Source organism: Numidum massiliense (genome assembly GCF_001375555.1).
Lineage (GTDB): Bacteria > Bacillota > Bacilli > Thermoactinomycetales > Novibacillaceae > Numidum > Numidum massiliense.
Genome location: NZ_CTDZ01000009.1, coordinates 2,263,107 through 2,285,379, shown reverse-complemented (window position 1 = coordinate 2,285,379; position 22,273 = coordinate 2,263,107). Strand labels below are relative to the sequence as shown.

17 protein-coding genes are annotated in these 22,273 nt (G+C 46.5%); 16 read left to right on the top strand and 1 reads right to left on the bottom strand.

Translation table 11 applies throughout. The features are described 5' to 3' along the window. Window positions 1–3 precede the first annotated feature (3 nt). The 7 genes from BN1247_RS10945 to BN1247_RS10910 all read left to right on the top strand — a co-directional run bounded on the left by BN1247_RS10945 (window position 4) and on the right by BN1247_RS10910 (window position 13,700). Window positions 4–576, top strand: coding sequence for a DUF1788 domain-containing protein (locus BN1247_RS10945; RefSeq protein WP_054950415.1), 573 nt, complete (start codon window positions 4–6; stop codon window positions 574–576). A gap of 22 nt (window positions 577–598) precedes the next feature. Then, complete coding sequence (gene brxC / locus BN1247_RS10940; protein WP_147675231.1) at window positions 599–4,381, top strand: BREX system P-loop protein BrxC; 3,783 nt, start codon at window positions 599–601, stop codon at window positions 4,379–4,381. A gap of 42 nt (window positions 4,382–4,423) precedes the next feature. Then, window positions 4,424–7,915 carry a BREX-1 system adenine-specific DNA-methyltransferase PglX gene (pglX, locus tag BN1247_RS10935; protein WP_054950414.1) on the top strand — a complete coding sequence of 1,164 codons (3,492 nt, stop codon included), beginning with the start codon at window positions 4,424–4,426 and terminating at the stop codon, window positions 7,913–7,915. Between the two features lie 283 nt (window positions 7,916–8,198). Next, window positions 8,199–9,524, top strand: coding sequence for a helix-turn-helix domain-containing protein (locus BN1247_RS10930; RefSeq protein WP_054950413.1), 1,326 nt, complete (start codon window positions 8,199–8,201; stop codon window positions 9,522–9,524). Between the two features lie 334 nt (window positions 9,525–9,858). Next, window positions 9,859–11,139, top strand: coding sequence for a tetratricopeptide repeat protein (locus tag BN1247_RS10925; protein ID WP_054950412.1), 1,281 nt, complete (start codon window positions 9,859–9,861; stop codon window positions 11,137–11,139). Window positions 11,140–12,724: 1,585 nt separating this feature from the next. Continuing rightward, window positions 12,725–13,237 (top strand): hypothetical protein, encoded by a 513-nt coding sequence (locus BN1247_RS10920; RefSeq protein WP_231633257.1) that lies wholly within the window; start codon window positions 12,725–12,727, stop codon window positions 13,235–13,237. 253 nt (window positions 13,238–13,490) lie between these two features. Then, a complete protein-coding gene (locus BN1247_RS10910) occupies window positions 13,491–13,700 on the top strand; it encodes a hypothetical protein (RefSeq protein WP_054950409.1) in 210 nt (69 codons plus the stop codon). Between the two features lie 38 nt (window positions 13,701–13,738). On the opposite strand, the gene BN1247_RS10905 is transcribed toward BN1247_RS10910, so the two are convergent. Then, window positions 13,739–14,077, bottom strand: coding sequence for a DUF1433 domain-containing protein (locus BN1247_RS10905; protein ID WP_054950408.1), 339 nt, complete (start codon window positions 14,075–14,077; stop codon window positions 13,739–13,741). A gap of 50 nt (window positions 14,078–14,127) precedes the next feature. Here BN1247_RS10905 and BN1247_RS10900 point away from each other — a divergent pair, with 50 nt between their 5' ends. From BN1247_RS10900 to BN1247_RS18000, 9 genes are all read left to right on the top strand, one after another. Continuing rightward, on the top strand, window positions 14,128–14,631 hold the full coding sequence (locus BN1247_RS10900) for a hypothetical protein (RefSeq protein ID WP_054950407.1): 504 nt from the start codon (window positions 14,128–14,130) through the stop codon (window positions 14,629–14,631). Window positions 14,632–14,652: 21 nt separating this feature from the next. Next, on the top strand, window positions 14,653–14,964 hold the full coding sequence (locus BN1247_RS10895; protein WP_054948915.1) for a transposase: 312 nt from the start codon (window positions 14,653–14,655) through the stop codon (window positions 14,962–14,964). Next, entirely contained in the window at window positions 14,955–15,881 is a 927-nt protein-coding gene (locus BN1247_RS10890) for an IS3 family transposase (protein ID WP_054948914.1), read from the top strand. The genes BN1247_RS10895 and BN1247_RS10890 overlap by 10 nt, the downstream gene beginning before the upstream one ends. Before the next feature lie 165 nt (window positions 15,882–16,046). Next, on the top strand, window positions 16,047–16,904 hold the full coding sequence (locus tag BN1247_RS10885) for an alpha/beta fold hydrolase (protein WP_054950406.1): 858 nt from the start codon (window positions 16,047–16,049) through the stop codon (window positions 16,902–16,904). 17 nt (window positions 16,905–16,921) lie between these two features. After that, window positions 16,922–17,236 (top strand): hypothetical protein, encoded by a 315-nt coding sequence (locus BN1247_RS10880; protein WP_054950405.1) that lies wholly within the window; start codon window positions 16,922–16,924, stop codon window positions 17,234–17,236. Between the two features lie 91 nt (window positions 17,237–17,327). Beyond that, the gene (gene pglZ, locus BN1247_RS10875) at window positions 17,328–19,892 is read left to right on the top strand and encodes a BREX-1 system phosphatase PglZ type A (RefSeq protein WP_054950404.1); all 2,565 of its coding nucleotides are present in this window, start codon (window positions 17,328–17,330) and stop codon (window positions 19,890–19,892) included. Between the two features lie 1,069 nt (window positions 19,893–20,961). After that, window positions 20,962–21,222: a hypothetical protein gene (locus BN1247_RS18205; RefSeq protein WP_231633256.1), complete on the top strand. Its 261-nt coding sequence runs from the start codon at window positions 20,962–20,964 to the stop codon at window positions 21,220–21,222. Window positions 21,223–21,337: 115 nt separating this feature from the next. After that, complete coding sequence (locus BN1247_RS10865) at window positions 21,338–21,604, top strand: YwqH-like family protein (RefSeq protein ID WP_054950402.1); 267 nt, start codon at window positions 21,338–21,340, stop codon at window positions 21,602–21,604. Between the two features lie 390 nt (window positions 21,605–21,994). Then, window positions 21,995–22,270: a hypothetical protein gene (locus tag BN1247_RS18000; RefSeq protein ID WP_054950401.1), complete on the top strand. Its 276-nt coding sequence runs from the start codon at window positions 21,995–21,997 to the stop codon at window positions 22,268–22,270. Window positions 22,271–22,273: the final 3 nt, after the last annotated feature.

Below are 22,273 nucleotides of genomic sequence, written 5' to 3'. Positions count from 1 at the left end.
ATCATGGCCAGCTTAAACGGGAGACTCGATCAGATTATCCCTAAAATTAAAGAAGCAAAATTTGTCGACGGCCGCGGGCTCGGCAACGAAATCAGCTTCTACGTGTTCGATTATGAACCGGAGCACGAGCTCCTCGTGCGGGACTACATCGCCCACATCAAAAGGACGTTCAACTACGAAGGCTCGAATCGGCGCATTATCGAGTTTGACCTTTACAAAATGATGCTGGAGATCGCCCAGGAACGCCACATTTTCGACCGCATTTTTCAAATGGAAAAGCGGCAAGGGCAGGCGGCGCTGTTTCGCGCGATGACGACTTTCGCCAAACCAGACATCTTTTTACAAAAAATTAACGAGCAGATGGATCGCGTCCAATACGATGTCGTGTTCCTGACCGGGGTGGGGAAAGTGTACCCGTTCGTGCGCTCGCACAACATATTGAACAATTTGCAGGAAGTGCTAGACAAAACGCCGGTCATCATGTTCTTCCCGGGCACGTATGACGGCCAGTCGCTGCAGCTGTTCGGCAAGTTCAAAGACGACAACTACTACCGCGCGTTTCGCTTAGTCGATTAAACAAAGGAAGCGGGGGATTCCGATGATCATTAAAGATATGTTCCAAAAAGATATTACCCGCGACATTCGCGGCGTCATTAAGGTCGCACAAACAGATGAAGATAATATTTACCAAGAACTGGACGAGTACGTCGTCACCCGAGAATTAAACAAGCACCTCTCCAAGTTTTACGACAACTACCAAAAAGGGATCGACAGCGCCACCGACAAAATGGGCGTCTGGATTTCCGGTTTTTTCGGCTCGGGGAAATCGCACTTTTTAAAAATATTAGCCTATTTACTCGAGAACAAGCAAGTGAAAGGGAAGCGCGCCGTCGACTTTTTTGCCGATAAAATCGCCGACCCGTCGTTGTACGCCAACATGCAGCGCACAGCAGATGTCGATACAGAAGTGATCTTGTTCAACATCGACTCCAAAAGCGCCCTCGACAACAAGTCGAAAGAAGACGCGATTTTGCGTGTGTTTATGAAAGTGTTTTACGAACACCGCGGCTATTACGGCGACATTCCCGGCGTGGCAGAGATGGAGAAGTATTTGGACGAGCAAGGCCTTTACGACGCGTTTCAACGCGAATTCAAGGCGCTGGCCGGAGAAGAGTGGCGCGAACGACGCCACACGTTTTACTTTGACGCGGACTACGTCATCGGCGCCTTGACCAAAGTGACGGACATGACAGAAGAAACGGCGCGCAACTGGTTCGATAACGGTGTCAATAATTTTGAAATAAGCATTGAAAAATTCGCCAAAGACGTGCAAGAGTACGTGGCGAAAAAAGGGGACAACTTCCACCTCGTGTTTTTGGTCGACGAGATCGGGCAATACATCGGCGACAGCCGCAGCTTAATGTTGAACTTGCAGACCGTCGCCGAAGACCTCGGCACCTACTGTCAGGGGAACGTGTGGATTATGGTCACGTCCCAAGAAAGCATCGACAGCATCGTTAAAGTGAAAGGCGATGACTTCTCGCGCATTCAAGGGCGTTTCGACACGCGCCTCTCACTGTCGTCCATTTCTGTCGACGAAGTGATCAAGAAGCGCATTTTGCTAAAGACAGATGTCGCGAGCGACAAGCTGAAGTTATTGTTTCCGGAGAAGCGCGCGGTCTTAAAAAACTTGATCAGCTTCCGCGAGAGCACGGCCGACTTACGCGGCTACGACCATGCGCAAGAATTTGCCGACGTGTACCCGTTTATCCCGTACCAATTCAAGCTGTTGCAAAACGTGTTTGAAGAAGTGCGCAAGCACGGTTCCTCGGGCAAACACTTGTCCGAAGGGGAACGTTCCATGCTGTCGGCGTTTAAGGAAGCCGGACTCCGCTACAAAGACGCGGAAGAAGGCTCACTCGTGCCGTTTTACGCCTTTTACGACACGATCAAAGAGTTTTTGAACCCGTCTATTTCCCGGGTAATTGACGGGGCGTATGAAAACCCGGCACTGCAAGACGACGCCTTCAACATGGACTTGCTGAAAGTGCTGTTCATGATTAAGTACATTAAAGAACTGCCGGCTAACATCGACAACATCGCCACCTTAATGGTGACGCACATCGATGAAGATAAATTGAAGCTAAAAGAGAAAATTAAAGTGTCCTTGCGCAAGCTAATCGCCCAGACGCTCGTGCAAAAAAACGGGGAGCACTTCATCTTCCTCACCGATGACGAGCAAGACGTTAACCGCGAGATTAAGGCCGTGACCGTCGACGAAGACATCTTGAAGCGGGAGCTGGCGGACTACGTGTTTCACGACTTGTACGACGTGAACAAGTATCGGTACTCGAAGGCATACGATTTCCCGTACAACCAGAAGATGGACGAGAAGAACTACGGCAACCAAACGGCGACGATCGGGCTCACTGTCATTTCCCCGCTGTCCGACCACTATCAAAAAATCGACAACGAACTAATGATCATGACGTCGGACAGTGGCGAGTTACTACTAAAACTCGGCGGCAACGAGTCGTATGTGGAGGAAATGGAAGAAGCGCTCAAGATCGAAGAGTACTTGAAGAAAAAGAACGTCTCGCAACTACCGGAAAACATTCAAAACATCTTGAACAACAAGCGGGTCGAAGCGCGCGAAAGACGTCGCCGCGTGCGCGAGTTAATGGAAGAAGCGATTAAGGACGGCGCCTTCTTCGTCAACGGCAGCAAACCGGACATTAAAGGTGCCACGGTAAAAGATAAAATTAACGCTGCCTTCGCCTTACTCGTCGACAACGTGTACACGAAGTTAGGCTATATGAAGGAACACATTGGCGACGCGCGCGAATTACGGGCATTGTTACTCTTGAATGACAACCAAGTCTCCTTCGACGGACAGTTGGCAGTTGAGGCAAACAAACTGGCCAAAGGCGAGATTAGAAGTTTTATTAATTTGCAAGATGAACTAAACAAACAAGTACGGGTAAAAATGTTACTCGACCGCTTTCACGATAAACCGTATGGCTGGAAAATGCTCGATACAGCAGCGATCATCGCCCAGCTATTAAAAGCGCAAGACATTCGCATGCGCTATAAGGGCGAATATTTGGAGCCCGCTACAGATGCCGACACCCTCGTCACTGTCTTCACGAAGACGGCAGAGGCAGACATCGCGATCGTGTCCAAGCGGGAAAAAGTGGACGAGAAGTTGTTGCGCACGGCGCGCAGCATCTGTCGGGATGTCTTCAACAAGACGGACTTAAAGGACGACGAAGACGGCTTAGTGGAAGACATCAACGCGCTCATTGCAGAGAAAGTCGCGGAAATAGAGGCGTATAAAGCCCGTTATGTCAATCGCAAGTATCCGGGGATGAGCCTGCTCGATAAAGGGCTGGAATACTTCGGGGCATTTCATAAAGGGCTAGACAACGTCTCCTTCTTCACGAAACTGAAAGAGTTAGAAGACAACTTGTTCGACTGGATCGAAGATATGACGTACATCGAAGGCTTCTTTCATACTGACCAGCAGAAAATTTTTGACCGCGGCTTAGCGGCGATCGAGCGGTACGAAGAAGACCGGATGTATTTGAGTGGCGGGGAGATCGAGGAAGTCGTGCAATCGCTGCGGGCGATCTTGGAAGACCCGATACCGTACCGCAAGATTAAACACATCCCGGAACTGTTAGACGCGCTGGACAAACAGATCGAAGCGGTGTTGACGGAAAAACGTGCCCACGCCCGCGAGAAGGTAACACCTAATTACGAGCACCTGTCATTATTGGTCACGCAATACGGCGTTTCTGACGCGACAAAGAAAGAGGTCGACGATTTCTACGACGCGTTGTCCGCGAGCATCGATACGTCTACCGACCTTTTTAAAATCGATGCGTTCATTACGCAAAGTGCGAATTACGTCGAGAAAATGGTGCCTCGCATTCAACGGGAAATTGCGGCGTGGGAAGAGCGGCAAGCGGAAGAGCAAAAAAAACGGCAAGATGCGGCGATTGCCGATCCGAATGAGAGTAGAACGGGAACGGGTGCGACGGGTGCAACGGATGAAACGACTGCTAACAGTTCGGGAACTGGATCTGTTGTTGCAACCACAGCTACTGGCGATGCAGCAGGTGAAAACGCGAGAGCTAAGGCCGAGGCTGTAAACATAGATCTTGCGGCCAATGACCGCGTGGAGCAAGACTCGACTGGGAGCACAACGACACGGACACGCATCGCCGCTGCAAAACCTGTCGAGTCGGTCAATGTGACCAAACTCGTCGGGGTAAAAAGGTTGGACAGTGAAGAGGCTGTCGATCAGTACATCCACACCTTGTCCCATAAATTAAAGCAAATCATTCGCACGAATAAACGGATCGAATTTATCGACTGAGACATCGCAACTAACATTAACGACTAAGCAGGTGAGTGACGAATGAACAAAACAGCGTTGAAAAACTTCGCCACGAGCGCACGGAAAGAGTTGCTGGAAAAAGTAGAAACGCGTGCCTTTAAACTCGGCATTACTGCCGATGCGATCAAAAAAGCGGAAATCGAAAGCTCGGACGCCATCATCCTAGATGGCGAACCGCTTGATCACGCCCAAAAAGTGCAACGGGACAAGCTTATCGATCGCATAAAAGAAATTGGCTTCGACCGTGTAAAGGAAGAAGTCGCTTACACCTGGTTCAACCGCTTAACCGCGTTACGTTTCATGGAAGTAAACGACTACCTTCCGACGCGTGTACGCGTCTTGTCTGCCGCAGATGTAGACAGTGCTGAGCCGGAAATGATTAAAGAAGCGTTATCGCTCGACTTGGACTTGGATAAGGAACACGTGTACAAGTTGAAGATGGACAACGACACAGAGGAGCTATTCAAGTACCTCGTCATTAAACATTGTAACGATTTAAACCGTTATATGCCGTTTATGTTTGAAACGATCGACGACTATACGGAGATTCTCTTTCCGGATGGCTTGCTAGCAACGGATTCTTTTGTCCGTGAGATGACGGATACGGATGTCATTCCGGAGGACGATTGGCGGAAAATCGAAGTGATCGGCTGGCTGTACCAATTTTATATTGCCGAAGAAAAGGACCGGGTGTTTAAAGCGAAGAAAAAGTATAAAGCGGAAGAAATTCCTTATGCGACACAGCTTTTTACCCCTGACTGGATCGTCCGTTACATGGTACAAAATTCGTTAGGGCGCTACTGGGTCGAAGCGCATCCCGAACATCGAGACTTGCTGGAAAACTGGGAGTTCTACATGCAACATCCGGAACGGGATGCCGAGCTCGAGGAGAAACTAGCGCCTTACATTAATAAACAGTTAAACGTGGAAGACATTAAATGCTTCGATCCGGCAATGGGGAGCGGGCATATTTTAGTGTACATGTTTGACGTACTGTATGAAATATACAGCAAATGTGGCTACATGGAGCGGGAAATCCCGAGGCTGATTATTGAAAATAACCTGTACGGGCTCGATATTGATGATCGTGCCTATCAACTGGCGTGTTTTTCCGTCGTCATGAAGGCGATGGCATACAATAAGCGCTTCTTGCGTAGCATTGCCAGACACGGTCTGACTTTGAATTTAGCTTCTATACAGGAAACGAATGTATTGACAGACGAAGACATTGCCTACATCGCTGGGGAAGACCAGGGAACAAACTTCGAGCAAACAAAAGCGTTTATTGATCAATTCCGCGATGGAAAAACGATCGGTTCGTTGATTAAAGTAGAACACTTTCCGCGTGAGTTTTTGAAAGAGCGAATGGATAGCATTAAAACGGATCAAGTAACAGACTTGTTTGCGACGGCGAGGAGAGAAAGAACGTTACCGTTACTTTCGCAATTAATGAAGCAGGCTTCTATCATGAGTGGTCGATACGATGTGCTTGTGACGAACCCGCCGTATATGGGTTCGAGAAGTATGAACGCCGTTTTGTCGGGTTTTCTAAAGAAGAATTATCCTGACTCAAAAAGTGATTTGTTTGCTTCGTTTATGGAGCTGGATCATTATTTGGGGAATGGTTCTCTCTTTTCAATCATCAATCAGCATTCATGGATGTTTTTGTCGAGCTTCGCGAAGTTAAGAGAGAGTGTAGTAAGAGATAAATTAATTGATTCTATGTTGCACTTAGGACCTAGGGCGTTTGATGAAATTAGTGGTGAAGTAGTACAAACTACAGCGTTTGTATTAAGGAATTATCACATTACAGAAATGAAAGGTTCTTATGTGCGGTTGACTGATGTAAAATCACCAAGAGAAAAGAAAGAGAAAACATTAGAAGCTGTACAATATTCATCAGTTTCTCATCGTTTTTCTTTTGATCAAAACAAATCGGTTAATATTCCTGGATTCCGTATCGCTTATTGGGTAAATGAGAAGATTATAGAAAAATTTGATCAGTCTAAGAGTATAGATGATTATAGTGACTATACAGGAGCCCAACATAAAACGGCCAATAATGAAAAATATTTGAGATATCATTGGGAGATAAATAATAGAGAAGTTGGAAGGGGAAAAAGATGGGTTTTATTTGTAAAGGGTGGGGAATTCCGGAAGTGGTATGGGAATTTACAATACGTAGTAGATTGGTCTGAGGCGGCAAGGAACTTCTATTCAGAAAATCCTACTTCTAACCTTCTTGATCGCAAATATTGGTATCTCGAAGGTATTACTTATACAGAATTAACCATGCGAGGGTTTAATTGTAGATATATGCCAGAGGGGTGTATTTTCTCAATTGCAGGTCCCGGAATAACAAGGGTTAGTAAACTACATTATTTTATTGCATTTCTAAACTCTAAAGTTGCCAATGAATTTCTAAATATATTCAATCCAACGTATCATGCGAACGTACAAGACGTCAAGAACATCCCGGTTATTTTTCCTGAGGATGAAGTATGTGTATCTGAGTTAGAAAAATATGCAGATGAGAATATTAGAATCGCAAAACAGGATTGGGATAGCGTTGAGACCTCAATAGATTTTTTGACACATCCATTTATGATTTATAGTGACTCTAGTCGTACAATAAAAGATATGAGCGAGGAATGGATAAAAAATGTGAATAACCAATTCATGAGGTTAAAGAATAATGAAGAAACAATAAATGAATTCTTCATTGAATTATATCAGTTTGAGGATGTACTCAATCCTAAAATTAAGGAGAGTGATGTACCTGTTACTATACCTACTCAATTAGAACAAATAAAATCCTTCCTCTCCTACGCCATTGGCTGTGCCTTCGGCAGGTACTCACTCGACGAAGAAGGTCTCATCTACGCGGGCGGTGAATTCGATCCGTCTCGCTACAAAACCTTCCGCGCCGACGAAGACAACATCCTGCCGATTTTACCGGGGGCGTACTTCGAGGACGACATCGTGTCTAGGTTCGTTGAATTCGTGCAAGTGACCTTTGGCGAGGAGACGTTGGAGGAGAATCTTGACTTCATTGCCGATGCGTTGAAGCGACGGAAAGGGGAGACGGCGCGGGAGACGATTCGGCGCTATTTCATGAACGATTTCTTCAAAGACCACGCGCAGACGTACAAGAAGCGCCCGATTTACTGGCTGTTTACGTCAGGCAAGGAGAAGGCGTTCAACTGCCTTATTTACATGCACCGTTACGACAAGTCGACCCTCTCCCGCATCCGTACCGATTACTTGCACGAATACCAAGTGCGCCTCGATGCGGAGAAACAGGACTTGCTGGACACGATCGAAGGAGAGTCGACAGCGCGCGAAATCAGCAAGGCCAAGAAAGAGTTAAAGTCGCTCGAGAAGAAAATCGATGAGCTGAAGGCATATGATGAGTTATTACACAACATGGCCGACCAGCAGATCGAGATTGACCTCGACGACGGGGTGAAGGTGAATTACGCCAAGTTTAAAGGCTTAGTCGCCAAAATATAGTCAAAGGACAAAAGGGTACACGGCATCAGTTGTGTACCCTTTCGTTCTTTATTTTACGAGTAAACGAACACACCTGAACAATTGTTATGTCTTTTTTTACCCTTATTGTAAATCAACGCGAATAGCGTCATCACAAGCACGGGATTACGAGGACATCGCCGTAAATAAATCATAAAAAAATTTCGCCCACTAAGCAGGAATTCGGCTAGTTCCGTAGAATAATCCCTATAACATCTTAGACGACGGCAGAAACAATAAACCAAAAAGAGGGAGGGGAAAAGTCATGACACTCGATCCTATTTCACTCGGGTCACTCATTCGGCAACGCCGCAAGGCGCTCGGTCTGACCTTGAACGACTTGGCTAACGAAAACATTTCGGTGCCGACGATTAGCAACATCGAACGCGGCATCACTGGTAACGTCGTTAGCGATAAGGTCGCTTACATTCGCGAGAAACTGGGTTTAACGGACGAGATGGTGGAACAAATGATGCAAAAGACGGAAGTCGAGCAGGAGCGTTTCGCCCGTCAGCTTTCATTCATCCGCCACTTGACCGAATTAGAGCTGTACGATGAGGCACGCAAAGAAGTGAGCGCACTTGAGAAGGATGAGAGACTGAACGATTTTCCGCTTTATGCGACGACGGCTCAGCTCCTTAAAGGGATTGTGTTACGGAAACAAGGCCAGTGGGAGCGGGCTAAGAAGGCATTGAACCAAGTGCTGCGGTTATTGCAAGAAGAGGATCTGGACGATGCGACCAACCTTGCTGCCGAGGCTTATTTCAACTTGTCGATCGCTGTAGTCCTTGGTGATCAAGACTACGAGCAAGGGATCGCCTATACGGATAAAGCCCTTGAAGCATTCTGCGAGGATGGGGAGGGAATAGAGCTCAAAGGTCGTATTTTGTATCAAAAGGGAGCTTACTACCTCCATCTGGAGCGATACGGCGAAGCGTTTCGGTATGTGATGGAGGCACGAGATGTTTGCGAGTCGAGCCACGACATCAAAAATCTCCTGTTGACGTACAACTTAGAGGCAAATGTGTTGAAGCGCCAACACTTGTATGATCGGGCGATTACAGTGTTTCAACAAGCGATTGACCTTGCGAGCAAGTGGCACCCCGAAGTGCGGATGGGTAGTGTGTTGTATCTCAACTTAGGGGATGCCCACTATCACAAAAAAATGTACGATCAGGCATTGCGCTATTACGACATATCGTATAATTTGTGTCGGAAAACGACTGATCAGGACACGCTTGCCATTCTGTATTTTTCATATGCAGAAATTTACTACGAGACCAAACAGTTCGCGAAGGCAACTGAATATGTCAACAAAGCTGCCGAGCTAGCACAAAAGTTCAACCTGACTCCGGACTATTTACGGTTTTTGCTGCTAAAAGCGAAAATTTGCTCAGACCAAAACTCCAACGAAGTGAAGGCAATCTGTGAGGAAGGGTTACGTCTAGCTGAACAGAGTAAGTTGTACAATAAAAAGAGGGATTTCCACTTCGTGTTAGCGAGTTATTACGAACAAACCGGCAATCGTGAAGTATTTCGGCAAGAAGCGGAAAATATGTATTTTGCAGAGGCTCAAATACGTAGGAGGTAGGTATCGTTGAAAAAACTCATCGCTTCAGTCATCGTCGGTGTACTTTTGATCATGCCCATTACCGCGTTTGCCGCTGATAAGAATCCTGTTGATATGAATGCCTATAATTCGCAGGATAAATAATATTTTTTGTAGCACATCATTATTAAGGACAGCCACATAGCTGTCCTTTTACTTTTTTATGTATCGGGTCATTTTGTTTCGGCACCATCCCAAATAAATAACAAAAAATTTCGCCCACTAAGCAGGAATTCGGCTAGTCCCGTAGAATAATACCCATAACATCTTAGACGACGGCAGAAACAACAAACCAAAAAGAGGGAGGGGAAAAGTCATGACACTCGATCCTATTTCACTCGGGTCACTCATTCGGCAACGCCGCAAGGCGCTCGGTCTGACCTTGAACGACTTGGCTAACGAAAACATTTCGGTGCCGACGATTAGCAACATCGAACGCGGCATCACTGGTAACGTCGTTAGCGATAAGGTCGCTTACATTCGCGAGAAACTGGGTTTAACGGACGAGATGGTGGAACAAATGATGCAAAAGACGGAAGTCGAGCAGGAGCGTTTCGCCCGTCAGCTTTCATTCATCCGCCACTTGACCGAATTAGAGCTGTACGATGAGGCACGCAAAGAAGTGAGCGCACTTGAGAAGGATGAGAGACTGAACGATTTTCCGCTTTATGCGACGACGGCTCAGCTCCTTAAAGGGATTGTGTTACGGAAACAAGGCCAGTGGGAGCGGGCTAAGAAGGCACTGAACCAAGTGCTGCGGTTATTGCAAGAAGAGGATCTGGACGATGCGACCAACCTAGCTGCCGAGGCTTATTTCAACTTGTCGATCGCTTTCGTCCTCGGCGATCAAGATTACGTGCAAGGGATCGCCTACACGGATAAAGCCCTTGAAGCATTCCGCGACGATGGAGAGGAAACGGAGCTCAAAGGTCGTATTTTGTATAATAAGGCTAATTGCCACTTCCATCTTGAGCAATACGGGGAGGCGTTTAGGTATGCGATGGAGGCACGGGGGGCTTGTGAGAAGGGCTACGACATCAAGCATCTCTTATTGACCTACAATTTAGAAGCGACCGCGTTGAAGCGTCAATATCTGTACGACCAGGCAATTGCAGTGTTTCAACAGGCGATTGACCTCACGCGCAAGAATTACGTTGACCCGTGGATAGGTAGCGTGTTGTATCTCAATTTAGGTGATGCTCACTATCACAAAAAAATGTACGATCAGGCACTCCGTTATTACGACATTTCGTATAAGCTGTGCAACAAAGCAAATGATCAGGACATACTCGCTACGCTTTACTTTTCGTACGGAGAAGTTTACTACGAGACCAATCAGTTTGCGAAAGCTACTGAATATGTAAACAAGGCCGCCGAACTAGCGCAGAAATTTGACCTTTCCTCGGAGTATTTACAGTTATTGCTGCTGAAAGCCAGAATTAGCTTAGGTAAAAACGCCGACGAAGTGAAGGCAATCTGTGATGAGGGGCTGCGCCTAGCCGAACAGAGTAATTTGCACAACAAAAAGAAGGACTTCTACTGTGTGTTGGCGAATTATTACGAACAGAATGTCAATAGCGAGGTATCTCTGCAATAAGCGAAAAATATGTTATATGCAGAGGCACTTAATACGTAAAAGGTAGGTATCGCTGAAAAAATTTGTCACTTCAGCCATCGTCGTTGCACTATTGGTCATGCCTATTACCGTGTTTGCGGGTGGTAGTTGCCCAGGTCCTTATAAAACACAAGGTGATAAAGGGCCTGTTGGGAAAATACATGTAGAGAATTCACAGGGCAAATAAAATCATGCTTCTGTTGCACTTCAAATGATGAGGACAGCCGGACAGCTGTCCTTTTCGTTATTTTTCTGTGTCGTCGTCCTATCCTTTATCGCCTCGCCTTTAAGGATTTTATTACGCTTTTCCCGACAAGTTCGGTCGATCGAGATTTAGAAGCGTTAATAAGCAAGGGGTATTACACTCCAACCGATAAACAGCCATGTTAAAATAGAAGCGGCAATTTAGCCTATCTCCTTAGACCTTTGGTCGATCGCAGGATGGACAACGACGGTGCTTTTTGAAGCGACGGTGCGGACTTCCTCTGATTGTCCGCACCAGCGGTCGTTGCATCTATTTATACGCCATCAATTTCCGTCATCACCTTCGTCGTCATGCGAATAAATTGGCTGTTGAAGTGTCCGTTAGACTGTTGGAGTAAATTTTTGAATTTCCCTTTACACAACAACTCCAAAATATTATAATGGTTAATAACATGTTCGCTATAGTTTTTTTTAGCGTTGTAACACCTCTTTTGAACGCAATACAAAAAAAATGGTGGGTCAATAGAGGTTGATCTAACATATTGGCTCTTTAAACGAATAATCACCACTGGTAGTGGTAGCGGAATGGCTAGAAAACTCGCCTACTAAAACTTCACAACAGGAAAATACAGCCATCTGGAAGAGCGAAAAAAGAAAACGATAACACGAACGAAAATCGGATCAAAAATAAGGTAGTAACTACCGAAACGATAAATGATATCCTTTGTTTTGCGGCGGAAGGAGAAGTGTTCATCACACTATAAGATGTATCAGGCTGGGAAGAATGCTGGTTTGGATACAAAAGTGATAAATGGGACGGATGGGAAATATATTATGCAGTTTTAGCTTCCCGCGAAGCGCTCGATCGGCTTGGTATTAAACCAGATAAAAGGGCTACGAAGCATTAGTGCAGACAGCATTAACTACGGCAGGGACGGCATTTATTCCGATTCCTGTGTTGGTACGGCGATAGGAGCCGGTGCAGGAATACTTGCGAATATGGCTTTGAATTATAAGTTCGGTAAAAAGCAATAAGTCGGTGATGGATCGGATTAAAGGTTGGTTTCATTAAGTTACGGAGGTGTATCTACAAGTGTTAAAGAAATTATCTGAAGAAGATTTTGCGGTATTGAGGGGCCCTTTGGAGTCCGGGAGGCAAAGTCCAAGTCATTTAGGGTTCATACTACTATTATGGATCCCTTTTCATGCACTTCTATTTTTCTTGACGTATGTCGTTGCGGCTGATAACACTTATTACCCGAATAGGGAAGAAATGTTTTCAGTTCATTTTTGGATCACTTTAATTATAGTTGTTTTTTCCTTGATCTATGCCATCCCAGCTATTTACAATAGAAGTCAAAAGATGCAATATTTACTAGTCATCTTAGTATCCCAAATATTTGTTGTGAGCTTTTATATAGCGGCTTTGTTTTTAATATTTTCCCCGGAGACGGGGATCGATGGGGAATCGGCTCTAACTTTCACTTATGTTACGTTATCTTTTGGCGCATTAATCTTTATCGTGACGTGCATTCGTTTTTACATCTTATTGCACTACCGGAAAGGTTCCAAAAAGGATCAACTCAGGGGAAGCGTTGAAGGAAATATAAATTCCTATTTACCGATGATCATTGTTGCCAGCACCGGTTTAGTATTTGTACTGCAATTTTTAATTCGATCGAGCGGTTTTGCTGAACCAGATACGATCATTTTTGTGGTCATCGCTTTTATTGTTTTCTATACGATGTTATTCGTTCTTCCCGAGCAACTCGTCATTCTATATTGCAAGTTCCGCTTTCAAAGCTTCAATTTCGACATGGATGAGAACCTGCTGACGGAGGATGACGACCAGACAGGAGAAAATGCTAGCCTGTGACAAGTGTTGAGCGCCGGGCGGGCTTCCTTTTACTCGGCACTAGTCGTTGCTGCTTCTGTCTATTACGGCATAAACTTCGTCGTTAAGTGGGTATATTGGCTGTTTTACCCAGACAAAAAGCTTCCCTCTCCCTCGGATCATCATGCAAGTGCAAGGCAGCACGCACAAATCGTTCCCTTTCACATTATAATAAAGGATAGAGAGGTGAGTGCGGTGAATATCGGGCAAATCTAATCGGCGCTCGCGGACATTTTTGCGCGCCGCTAACAGACGGGGAGCAGCACAAAATTGTTTCTGGGTCGACCGGGACGGCGAGTTCGCGGAAGACGTCGCACGGCTGTCGCTGGACGACACACAGTTGGAATTGGTGACGGCAGGCAATTGGCTGATGGATACGGTGTTGTATGCGCAGACGTTTCACGCCGATCGCGTGTTCGATCATTTTGAGCGAATTGGGCATTGATCCGTTACCTACCGCCCCTGCTGGGTATAGGTAGCAGTTCATTCACAAACTTTTTCAACACACTCTTCCTTTTCTGGTGGAAAGCCTTCTTCCTCACCAATGCTTCCAATGTAATAATCACTTGAATCGTCGACGCTTGCCGAAAAACCAGCCTTTCCATTTACGATCCCGTCAACCATAAGTCCCCCTAGTGGGCTTCTAGATACATCCGTAAATTCGACTGTTTCTATTCCTTCATAGTTTTTACGAATGTAATCTTCTACCTTTATCTTCGCCTTGTTGGCAACTTTTTTGTCAATCATCACATTGCTCTTCACAAAATATCCCCCCAATATTATAATGGCTATCAAGATGACCACCACAGTTAATTTTTTCAAGGTTACAACACTCCTTATATTCATCATACTAAAAAAAGGGATGGATGACTATGGGTATAACGATTAGAGATCAGGCAGCGGCCGAAATCGCTAAGGAGTCGTATAAGTACTCGAAAACTACTATTAAAGTAAAAATGAAAAACGGTACTAAGACCATCTGGAAAGTCATCGACGAAATTAGGGACAAAGAAACAGGCCTACATATGTACGTCATCCAGAACCCTAAAACGAAGGAAGTCGTCATTAGTTTTGAAGGAACAAGACCACCCGATAAACTCTCTGCGGTGGAACAAACAGTTAAAGACATAGAAGAGGATATAAACGGCACCGTTACTGGGACTCCGAATCACGTTAAAAAGGAATACCGTAGTGGAAAATATCGGGGTTCACCTTCACAAGATGCTCTACTCGCAAGTGACAGGGCTTATGTCAAAGACGGCGATTTTTACATTAAGAACAAAAACCAATTCACGGCGTCGGAAGACATTGTCAATAAGTACCTATTAAGCCCCTATAGTAACTTGGACATCACTAAACACTTTAAGTTATACTAGTGATGAAAGGGGCAGAATCAAATGAAACGCCGTCAGTTCACCAAGGAATTTAAAATCCAAGTCGCAAAGGAAGCCATGGAGGTTGGTAACCAAGCGCTAGTTGCTCGCCGCTATGATCTCGGTTCTAACTTGCTTAACCGATGGGTTCGCGAATATAAGGACGGGCACTACGGGGACGTCCCGATCGAATCCGCCCAACCACGCGAATTCAGTGATCTTGCTCAGGAAAATGATCAGCTAAAACGGTTGTTGGGCGAAAAGGATTTAGAAATTGCCATTTTGCGTGATCTTGTAAAAAAGCAGCACCCTCACTTGCTGAAAAGATTGAAGTAGCGGACAAGTGGATTTCTAAGGGATACCCGATCCAAACCGTTTTACGGATTGTCCACGTACCGCGTTCCACCTATTACTATCAGAAACACTATCGGGTGAAGGAGAAGAAAGTAAGTGGGGGGAGACCGGCACCAGGTTACTCCTTCACAAACAGCGGGCAAAAAGTGTCCGACGAACAAATTAAAGAATGGCTTATGGAGCTCGTCTCGGGTGATGGCTACGCGTATGGGTACCGAAAATTAACGGTGGCGCTCCGTTCGACGTACGATTTAGTCATTAATAAGAAAAAAGTGTACCGTCTCTGCAAACGGTTAGGCATCTTACTGCCGCAGCGACGGAAGCGAATCCGCCACCCTAGGCGCCTTGCACGTAACCGCCTCGTTGAGCGATCGAATGAGCTGTGGGAAACAGACATCAAGTATGGGTACATTGCCGGAGAAAACCGCTTTTTCTTCCTGCTTTCCTACATTGACGTTTATGACCGTTCGATTATTGACTATCATGTTGGATTAGCTTGCGAAGGTCAAGACGCTGTTCAGGTGCTACAACGAGCGCTTTCGACACGCGGGCTTCAGGAGGCACAAGAAAAGCCGATCATCCGGACGGACAATGGTCCACAGTTCGTATCTAAAGTATTCGAAGAAGCTTGTGAACACTACGGTTGTGAGCACGAACGTATTCCGCCGAACACACCGAATAAAAATGCCCATATTGAGGCGTTTCATCGGATCGTTGAGGACGAATGCTTCAACAAGTATTCCTTTGAGACGTACGAGGAAGCATATCGTACCGTCATAGGCTTTATGGACTTTTATAACAACCGCCGCATACACGGTAGTATTGGGGACATGAGCCCCGCGCAGTTTTTCCATGCGCATCAAACATCTTCGTTGCGCACGAAAGCCGTTCGACTCTGATCCTTCCCTTTCGTCTTCCAAGCCAACAGCCGCTGTAAGACGTGACGTCAAGGGCGAGCGAAAGCGAGGGCGTAGCCTTTACCCTTGACGGAAGGTCTGAAGCGACTACACTTCTATTGACGAAAGGAAGCGAGAACCAGAGATAACGTGAGCTTGTAGTTATGTATGTCCAGTTTTAAGGGGTTTATCCGGTACATCAAAAAGTACGGCGCCGATAACGTCACTTTTGTCGGGCACTCACTGGGTGGAGCACTCGCATTATATTATGCGGTCAAACATAACGCACATGCCATTACTTTCGCTGCAGCCGACGCCTACAAGTTGCTAACAGATGCGGAGAAGAAGAAAGTGCGGGAAGGCGCCTATCGGGACAAGATCATTTCTTATACATACCCACTCGACTTTGCGGGAACGATGCATTCCCAGTCAATCGGCTCTGTCTACTACGTCGGTGATCCGCTGACGGATGGTGCTTGGTTTTTTAAACACGGTATTGCTAACTTTACAAATGCTAAGTTGTACGATGAAGACGGTTACCTCCGTGCCGACGTGTTATACGATGAACTCACATACGGTCGCGTTCCGCAATCGCCGTTAGCGCTGAAGTACAGCGGACAAGGAAACGTTGCTATTTTTCTACAGACCGAAATCATGCGGGCATATGGGGAAGAGTTGCGAGCGACCCAAGAACTACTTTCTAATAGCTTAAAACAATTTAGAGAGTTCCCCAGTCGCAACGATGATGCAGTTAATGCTGTAAAAAGTAAATATTACCGTCTAGTTGGTACTGGTGCATACGACAAAATGACGGCTGCTGACGTGGACGAAGCCTTCAAACGAATCGCGCAGTCATTTGACAAAACGGTTCCCCTATTTTACGACGCATCGCTATTTGACTACACCTTTCAACTGCTAGGCGAGACGGTAAACGGCACTGCTGAAATCGCTTATCACATAGAGCAAATAGCGGAAAAGTTTGCAGAGACCGATCAACGACTGGCACAAACGATTAAGCAGAAATAGCGAAGGAGGGATATGCTGTGCCCCACGACTTTAATCCGAAGTATTACGAGAACAAGGATTTAATGAAAGAAGTAGAGCAGAGGAGCAATTTGAGGAAAAATATAAAGGACGATATGGAGGCGGAAATAAACTTCCTCCAAGCATATATTACCCACAGCAACGTTGTACCTTACGTTGTAGAAAAGCAAAACGAGCTATTCAGTCGGATTTACCATACGTTTGATGGAGAAGCAATAGAAGCGCTTTTCGGCCGTATGGATGAAAACCGTGCGAAACTTAGCACCCTAGACATGTGTTACACATCATTCCACTCCAAAATAAGAACGCGTTAGTCATTCAGTGGCTTCACCCACCCCAAAAAGGATACACCGGTTTCGGCTGGTGTATCCTTGCTTTATAATAAAGGATAGAGAGGTGAATGCGGTGAATATCGGGCAAATCGAATCAGCACTCGCGGACATTTTTGCGCAGCCGCTAACAGACGGGGAGCAGCGCAAAATTGTGTTCTGGGTCGACCGGGACGGCGAGTTTGCAGAAGACGTCGCACGGCTGTCGCTGGAAGACGTCAAGGTACATACGTTAACGACGCACAATCAGTTTTACACGAAATACTTACTGGAGGAAGACGACCCGACCTCCGCTTTTCTCATATACACACAGTTGGAACTGGCGACGGAAGACAATTGGCTGATGGATACGGTGTTGTATGCGCAGACGTTTTACGCCGATCGCGTGTCGCTCATTTTGAGCGAATTGGGTATGGATCCGTCGCTGCGCGCGGTCGTGAAAAAGTACGAGCGGTTTTTCAACAATAAGCAGCGCTTTCGTAAGTTTCAAGCGTTCGAGATCGAGGCGTATACGGAGCCACTGATCGAGACCGCTATTATGAGTGTGTTGTGCAACGTGAAGACACCGAACGTTGAAGCGGTGTTGAAAACTGTGTTAATGGACACGCTCGACGATGCGGAAAACAAATATTTAACGCAGTTTGCCAAGTTTTTTGATGTGGATGTGTTTTGGACGTACGTGGCGAACACTTACGGCTATGAGCGCGAGCGCGAACAACGATCGCTAAAGACACTGTTTATGCATTTAACGGTGACCGCCTTCAGTCATGCCGTCGACGAGAAATATTTGCAAGATGTCGAGGATTTTATCGCGACGCGTAACCGGGCGAATGCGCTCGTGTTTATTGACCACTGGATGCATCATAAGGTGGACGACGCCGTCTTTAACACATATGCTGCAATGGCGGAACAAGAGCTGCAGTTGGCACGCCTCATAAAGCAAATGCCGCTGGAAGCTTTTCAAGAAGCAGATATTTTTCCTTACGTCGATCGGGCAATTCTTATGTACATCGTTAACGGTTTGCACGCGCGGTTAGAAGACTACGAGGCTTACAAAGCACTCATTCGCCTGCGGCGCACGAAACATTACTACCCGCAGTATGCGGCACTGTACGACGCGCTTTACTACACGGTCGAGATGCACGCTTTCCATAAACGCCTAGGCGGCCGCATTCCGCAAGGGCGAGCGGGTGATTTATACCGTTCGTATGTGGACGATTACTATGTGATGGATACGTATTACCGCAAGTTTTACGTCGCCTATGACCGGGAAAGTACGCACGAGCTCATGAAAAAGCTGCAAAAAATGGTGGAGCATTTGTACACCGACTGGTACATGGGCGAATTGAGCACGCACTGGTCGCAGGCGGTTGCAGCGGACATGCAGGACGAGTGGGCACTGCCCGGCGCTGAGAAGCAGCAGAACTTTTACCGTGAGTGTGTGTCTCCGAAGCTGCAAGAAGGGGCGCGCGTGTTCGTGATCGTGTCCGATGCCTTTCGTTATGAGGCGGGGGTGGAATTAAGCAATCGGTTAAACGCGGAGACGGTCGGTGAATGTGAAGTGACACCGTTGCTCGGGGTCGTGCCGTCGGTAACGAAGCTTGGCATGGCCGCCTTACTGCCGCACCGCACGCTCGATTTTGCCGCCGACGGACGCGTCCTCGTGGACGGGAAGGATACAGCGGGACTGGAAAACCGCAAACAGATCGTGGAGACGAAGGCGAAAGACAGCATCGTGAGGCACGCGAGCGATATGCTGACGATGAACAAAGCAGCGCGCCGCGAAACATTTAAAGGCAAGAAACTGATCTATCTTTACCACGACACGATTGATGCGATGGGGGACAAAGCGGCGACGGAAATATATACGTTTGACGCGGTAGAAAAAGCGGTGGACGAACTGTACGCACTCGTAAAAATGATCGGCGACGATTTGGGCGGCACGAATGTGTACATCACGGCCGACCACGGTTTTTTATACGAGCGCGGGGCTCTCGCGGAAAGTGACAAGATCGGGAATGAACAGATGGCGGCGATCGAGGCGAAGCGGCGCTATGTGCTCTCGCCCGAACAGAGAGAGGTGCCGGGGCTACTAAAGATCGATTTGTCGGCCGTTGTCGCCAATGAGCAAGGGCTTAAGGCGTACGTGCCGAAGGCGGCGATTCGCTTTAAACGGCAAGGGGCGGGTGCTAATTTTGTACACGGCGGCGCGAGTTTGCAAGAGATCGTCGTCCCGCTCCTCTCTTTCAAAAACAAGCGCGTCGGACAAAAAGGGGTGCGGGCGGTAGAGAAGGTGGACATCCGCTTGACGAGTGTGACGCGAAAAATCACGAATCGGTTGTTCCACTTAGATTTTTTCCAAACGGAAAATGCCGGGGACAAAGTGTTGCCGCGTACGGTCGTCTGTTATTTCGTCGACGAAGCGGGAACGGTGCTGTCGAACGAAGAGACGATCATCGGCGATCGTCATTCTGACGACCCAAGCGATCGCACCTTTAAGCGGCAGTTCGTGTTGAAGCAACTCGCTTACGATAAGCAGAAGGCGTACTACTTCATCGTGAAAGATACGGAAACGGGCGTCATTGTAGAAAAAATCCCGTTTACGATTAACTTGGGGATCGTGAGCGACTTTGATTTTTAGTGTGTACGCGGCATGTTTGCAGCGACGGATGACGAAGACAGTATCGAGGATGGCGTTGCGCGGGTGAAAAAAATCGCCAATGTGCGTCCCTTATCACGGGTAAAGCGGCGTTAAAAGGGGTAGAAGGCGCCTTTTAACGCCGCTGTCGACTTCAATGGTATCGCAAAAAGCGGAGTCGGCAAAGGGGTCATCAGGGCGCTGGATCCCATCGGAGCGGGACTGAGCTTTTACAGCAATTATCAAGAGGCGAAAGATGCGGGACTGAGCGGGGGCGCGCTACAGTAAGAGCGACTGTCGATACAGCAGTCGATACTGCGGTTGGCGGAGCAGTGCAGGCGGGGGCCGTAGCAGCTTTTACGGCGGCTATACCAATTCCGGGTGTTGGTAAAGCGGTAGGTGTAGGCGTCGGCGTCGGAACAGTTGCAAATACCATTACAAATAAAAAGATAGGTAAAAGTAAAAAAATCGTTGATGGATCGGATCAAAGGCTGGTTTCATTAATTATTGAACGGAGGTGCAAGCGTAAGTGTTAGGGAAATTATCCGAAAGGGATTTTGCGGTATTGAGGGGCCCTCTGGAGTCCGAGAGGCAAAGTCCAAGTCATTTAGGGTCCATACTACTATTATCGATCCCTTTTCATGCACTTGTATTTTTCTTGACGTATGTCGTTGCGGCAGATAGCACTTATTACCCGAATAGGGAAGAAATGTTTTCAGTTCATTTTTGGATCACGTTAATTATAGTTGTTTTTTCCTTGATCTATGCCATCCCAGCTGTTTACAACAGGGGTCAAAAGATGCAATACTTAGTTACTATTTTGTTATCACAAAATTTATTTGGTGTGAGCTTTTATATAATGGCCTTGTTTTTTATATTTTCCCCGAGAATAGGGATGGATGGGGCATCGGCATTAACTTTCACCTATGTCACGTTATCCTTTGGCGCATTGATCTTTATCGTGACGTGCATTCGTTTTTACATCTTATTGCACAAAGGTCATTACCGGAAGGGTTGCAAAAAGGATCAACTTAGGGGAAGCATTGAAGGAAATATTAAATCCTATTTACCGATGATTATTGTTGCCAGCACCGGTTTAGTATTTGTACTGCAATATTTAATTCGATCGAGCGGTTTTGCTGAACTAGATACGATAATTATGATGGGTATGTTTATGTTGATTTTTTTTACGATGTTATTCGTTCTTCCCGAGCAACTCGTCATTCTATATTGCAAGTTCCGCTTTAAAAGCTTCAATTTTGACATGGACGGTAACTTGCTGACGGAAGACCATATGGAAGACGAAGAGACGGGAGAAGGTGCTAGCCTATGACGTGCGTTAAGTGTCCGTAGCAGGTTAAGTGTGGTCGTGTGTGTCCCTAAAGTTATAGAAAAGCAGCTACAAATAGTGACATTCCATCTCAAATGAACCGAAAGGACGTGATCCTATGAACCGGGCTGCCATCGATATGTTATATGGACAGCAAGCGAGACTCATTGGCGCAAAAGACAATCTTCAAGGCCAACTTACGACATTGAACGAAAAAATCAGCCGTTTGCGGACAGCTGCAACGGAATTGTCTACTCAGATCACTACTTTGAAAGGCCATCAACAACGAGTAGACAGTTTAACAGTTGACGAAGGCCAGTGGAAAGGTGAGCATAAGCAGAAATTTGACGATCGGTACAATGCGTATAAAGAGAGCGACTGTTGATACGGCATTGATACAGCGGTAGGCGCATTTGTATAGGGGTGAACTGGGTAATCAATCAAAAGTTCGGTAAGAGCAAAAAGTCGGTGATGGATCGGATTAAAGGCTGGTTTCATTAAGTTAAAACGGAGGTGTATTTAAAAGTGTTCTGAAGAAGATTTTGCAGTATTGAGGGCCCTTTGGAGTCCGGGAGGCAAAGTCCAAGTCATTTAGGGCTCGTACTACTATTCTCGATCCCTTGTCAAGCGACAACGTCATTGTTTATGACACACGGCAGTTAAAGAAAGACTGGCAGGAAGGCATTTTTATTCTGGTAGATTTTCTGATAACGCGGGATATTTATCAAAATAGTCCCGTACTACTTGATGCACATTAGCGATTTGCAAGGATCACTTGACGGAACAGTTGGCGATCGCTGAGCTAATCGGGTTCTGTTCCGACGCTCAGGACAAACCGGTACAAGGAAGCACTGTCGCCATCGGCAACATGACCGTCGGGGACACGATTGCGAAATTGGCGTCATCATACGAACGTAACGTAGCGTGCGAAAGCGTTTCCTATCGGGACAACGTCAATAATTGTAAACGCTACAAAGAAATTATACCGATATCGGTTGAAGTGTCTGTTAGACTGTTGGAGTCAATCTTTGAATTTCTCTTTACACAATAACTC

Excerpts from the sequence above, each read along its gene's own strand:
- BN1247_RS10945 (WP_054950415.1), top strand. The coding sequence starts at position 4 with ATGGCCAGCTTAAACGGGAGACTCGATCAGATTATCCCTAAAATTAAA.
- brxC (WP_147675231.1), top strand. The coding sequence starts at position 599 with ATGATCATTAAAGATATGTTCCAAAAAGATATTACCCGCGACATTCGC.
- pglX (WP_054950414.1), top strand. The coding sequence starts at position 4,424 with ATGAACAAAACAGCGTTGAAAAACTTCGCCACGAGCGCACGGAAAGAG.
- BN1247_RS10930 (WP_054950413.1), top strand. The coding sequence starts at position 8,199 with ATGACACTCGATCCTATTTCACTCGGGTCACTCATTCGGCAACGCCGC.
- BN1247_RS10925 (WP_054950412.1), top strand. The coding sequence starts at position 9,859 with ATGACACTCGATCCTATTTCACTCGGGTCACTCATTCGGCAACGCCGC.
- BN1247_RS10920 (WP_231633257.1), top strand. The coding sequence starts at position 12,725 with ATGCAATATTTACTAGTCATCTTAGTATCCCAAATATTTGTTGTGAGC.
- BN1247_RS10900 (WP_054950407.1), top strand. The coding sequence starts at position 14,128 with ATGGGTATAACGATTAGAGATCAGGCAGCGGCCGAAATCGCTAAGGAG.
- BN1247_RS10895 (WP_054948915.1), top strand. The coding sequence starts at position 14,653 with ATGAAACGCCGTCAGTTCACCAAGGAATTTAAAATCCAAGTCGCAAAG.
- BN1247_RS10885 (WP_054950406.1), top strand. The coding sequence starts at position 16,047 with ATGTCCAGTTTTAAGGGGTTTATCCGGTACATCAAAAAGTACGGCGCC.
- BN1247_RS18205 (WP_231633256.1), top strand. The coding sequence starts at position 20,962 with ATGATTATTGTTGCCAGCACCGGTTTAGTATTTGTACTGCAATATTTA.
- BN1247_RS10865 (WP_054950402.1), top strand. The coding sequence starts at position 21,338 with ATGAACCGGGCTGCCATCGATATGTTATATGGACAGCAAGCGAGACTC.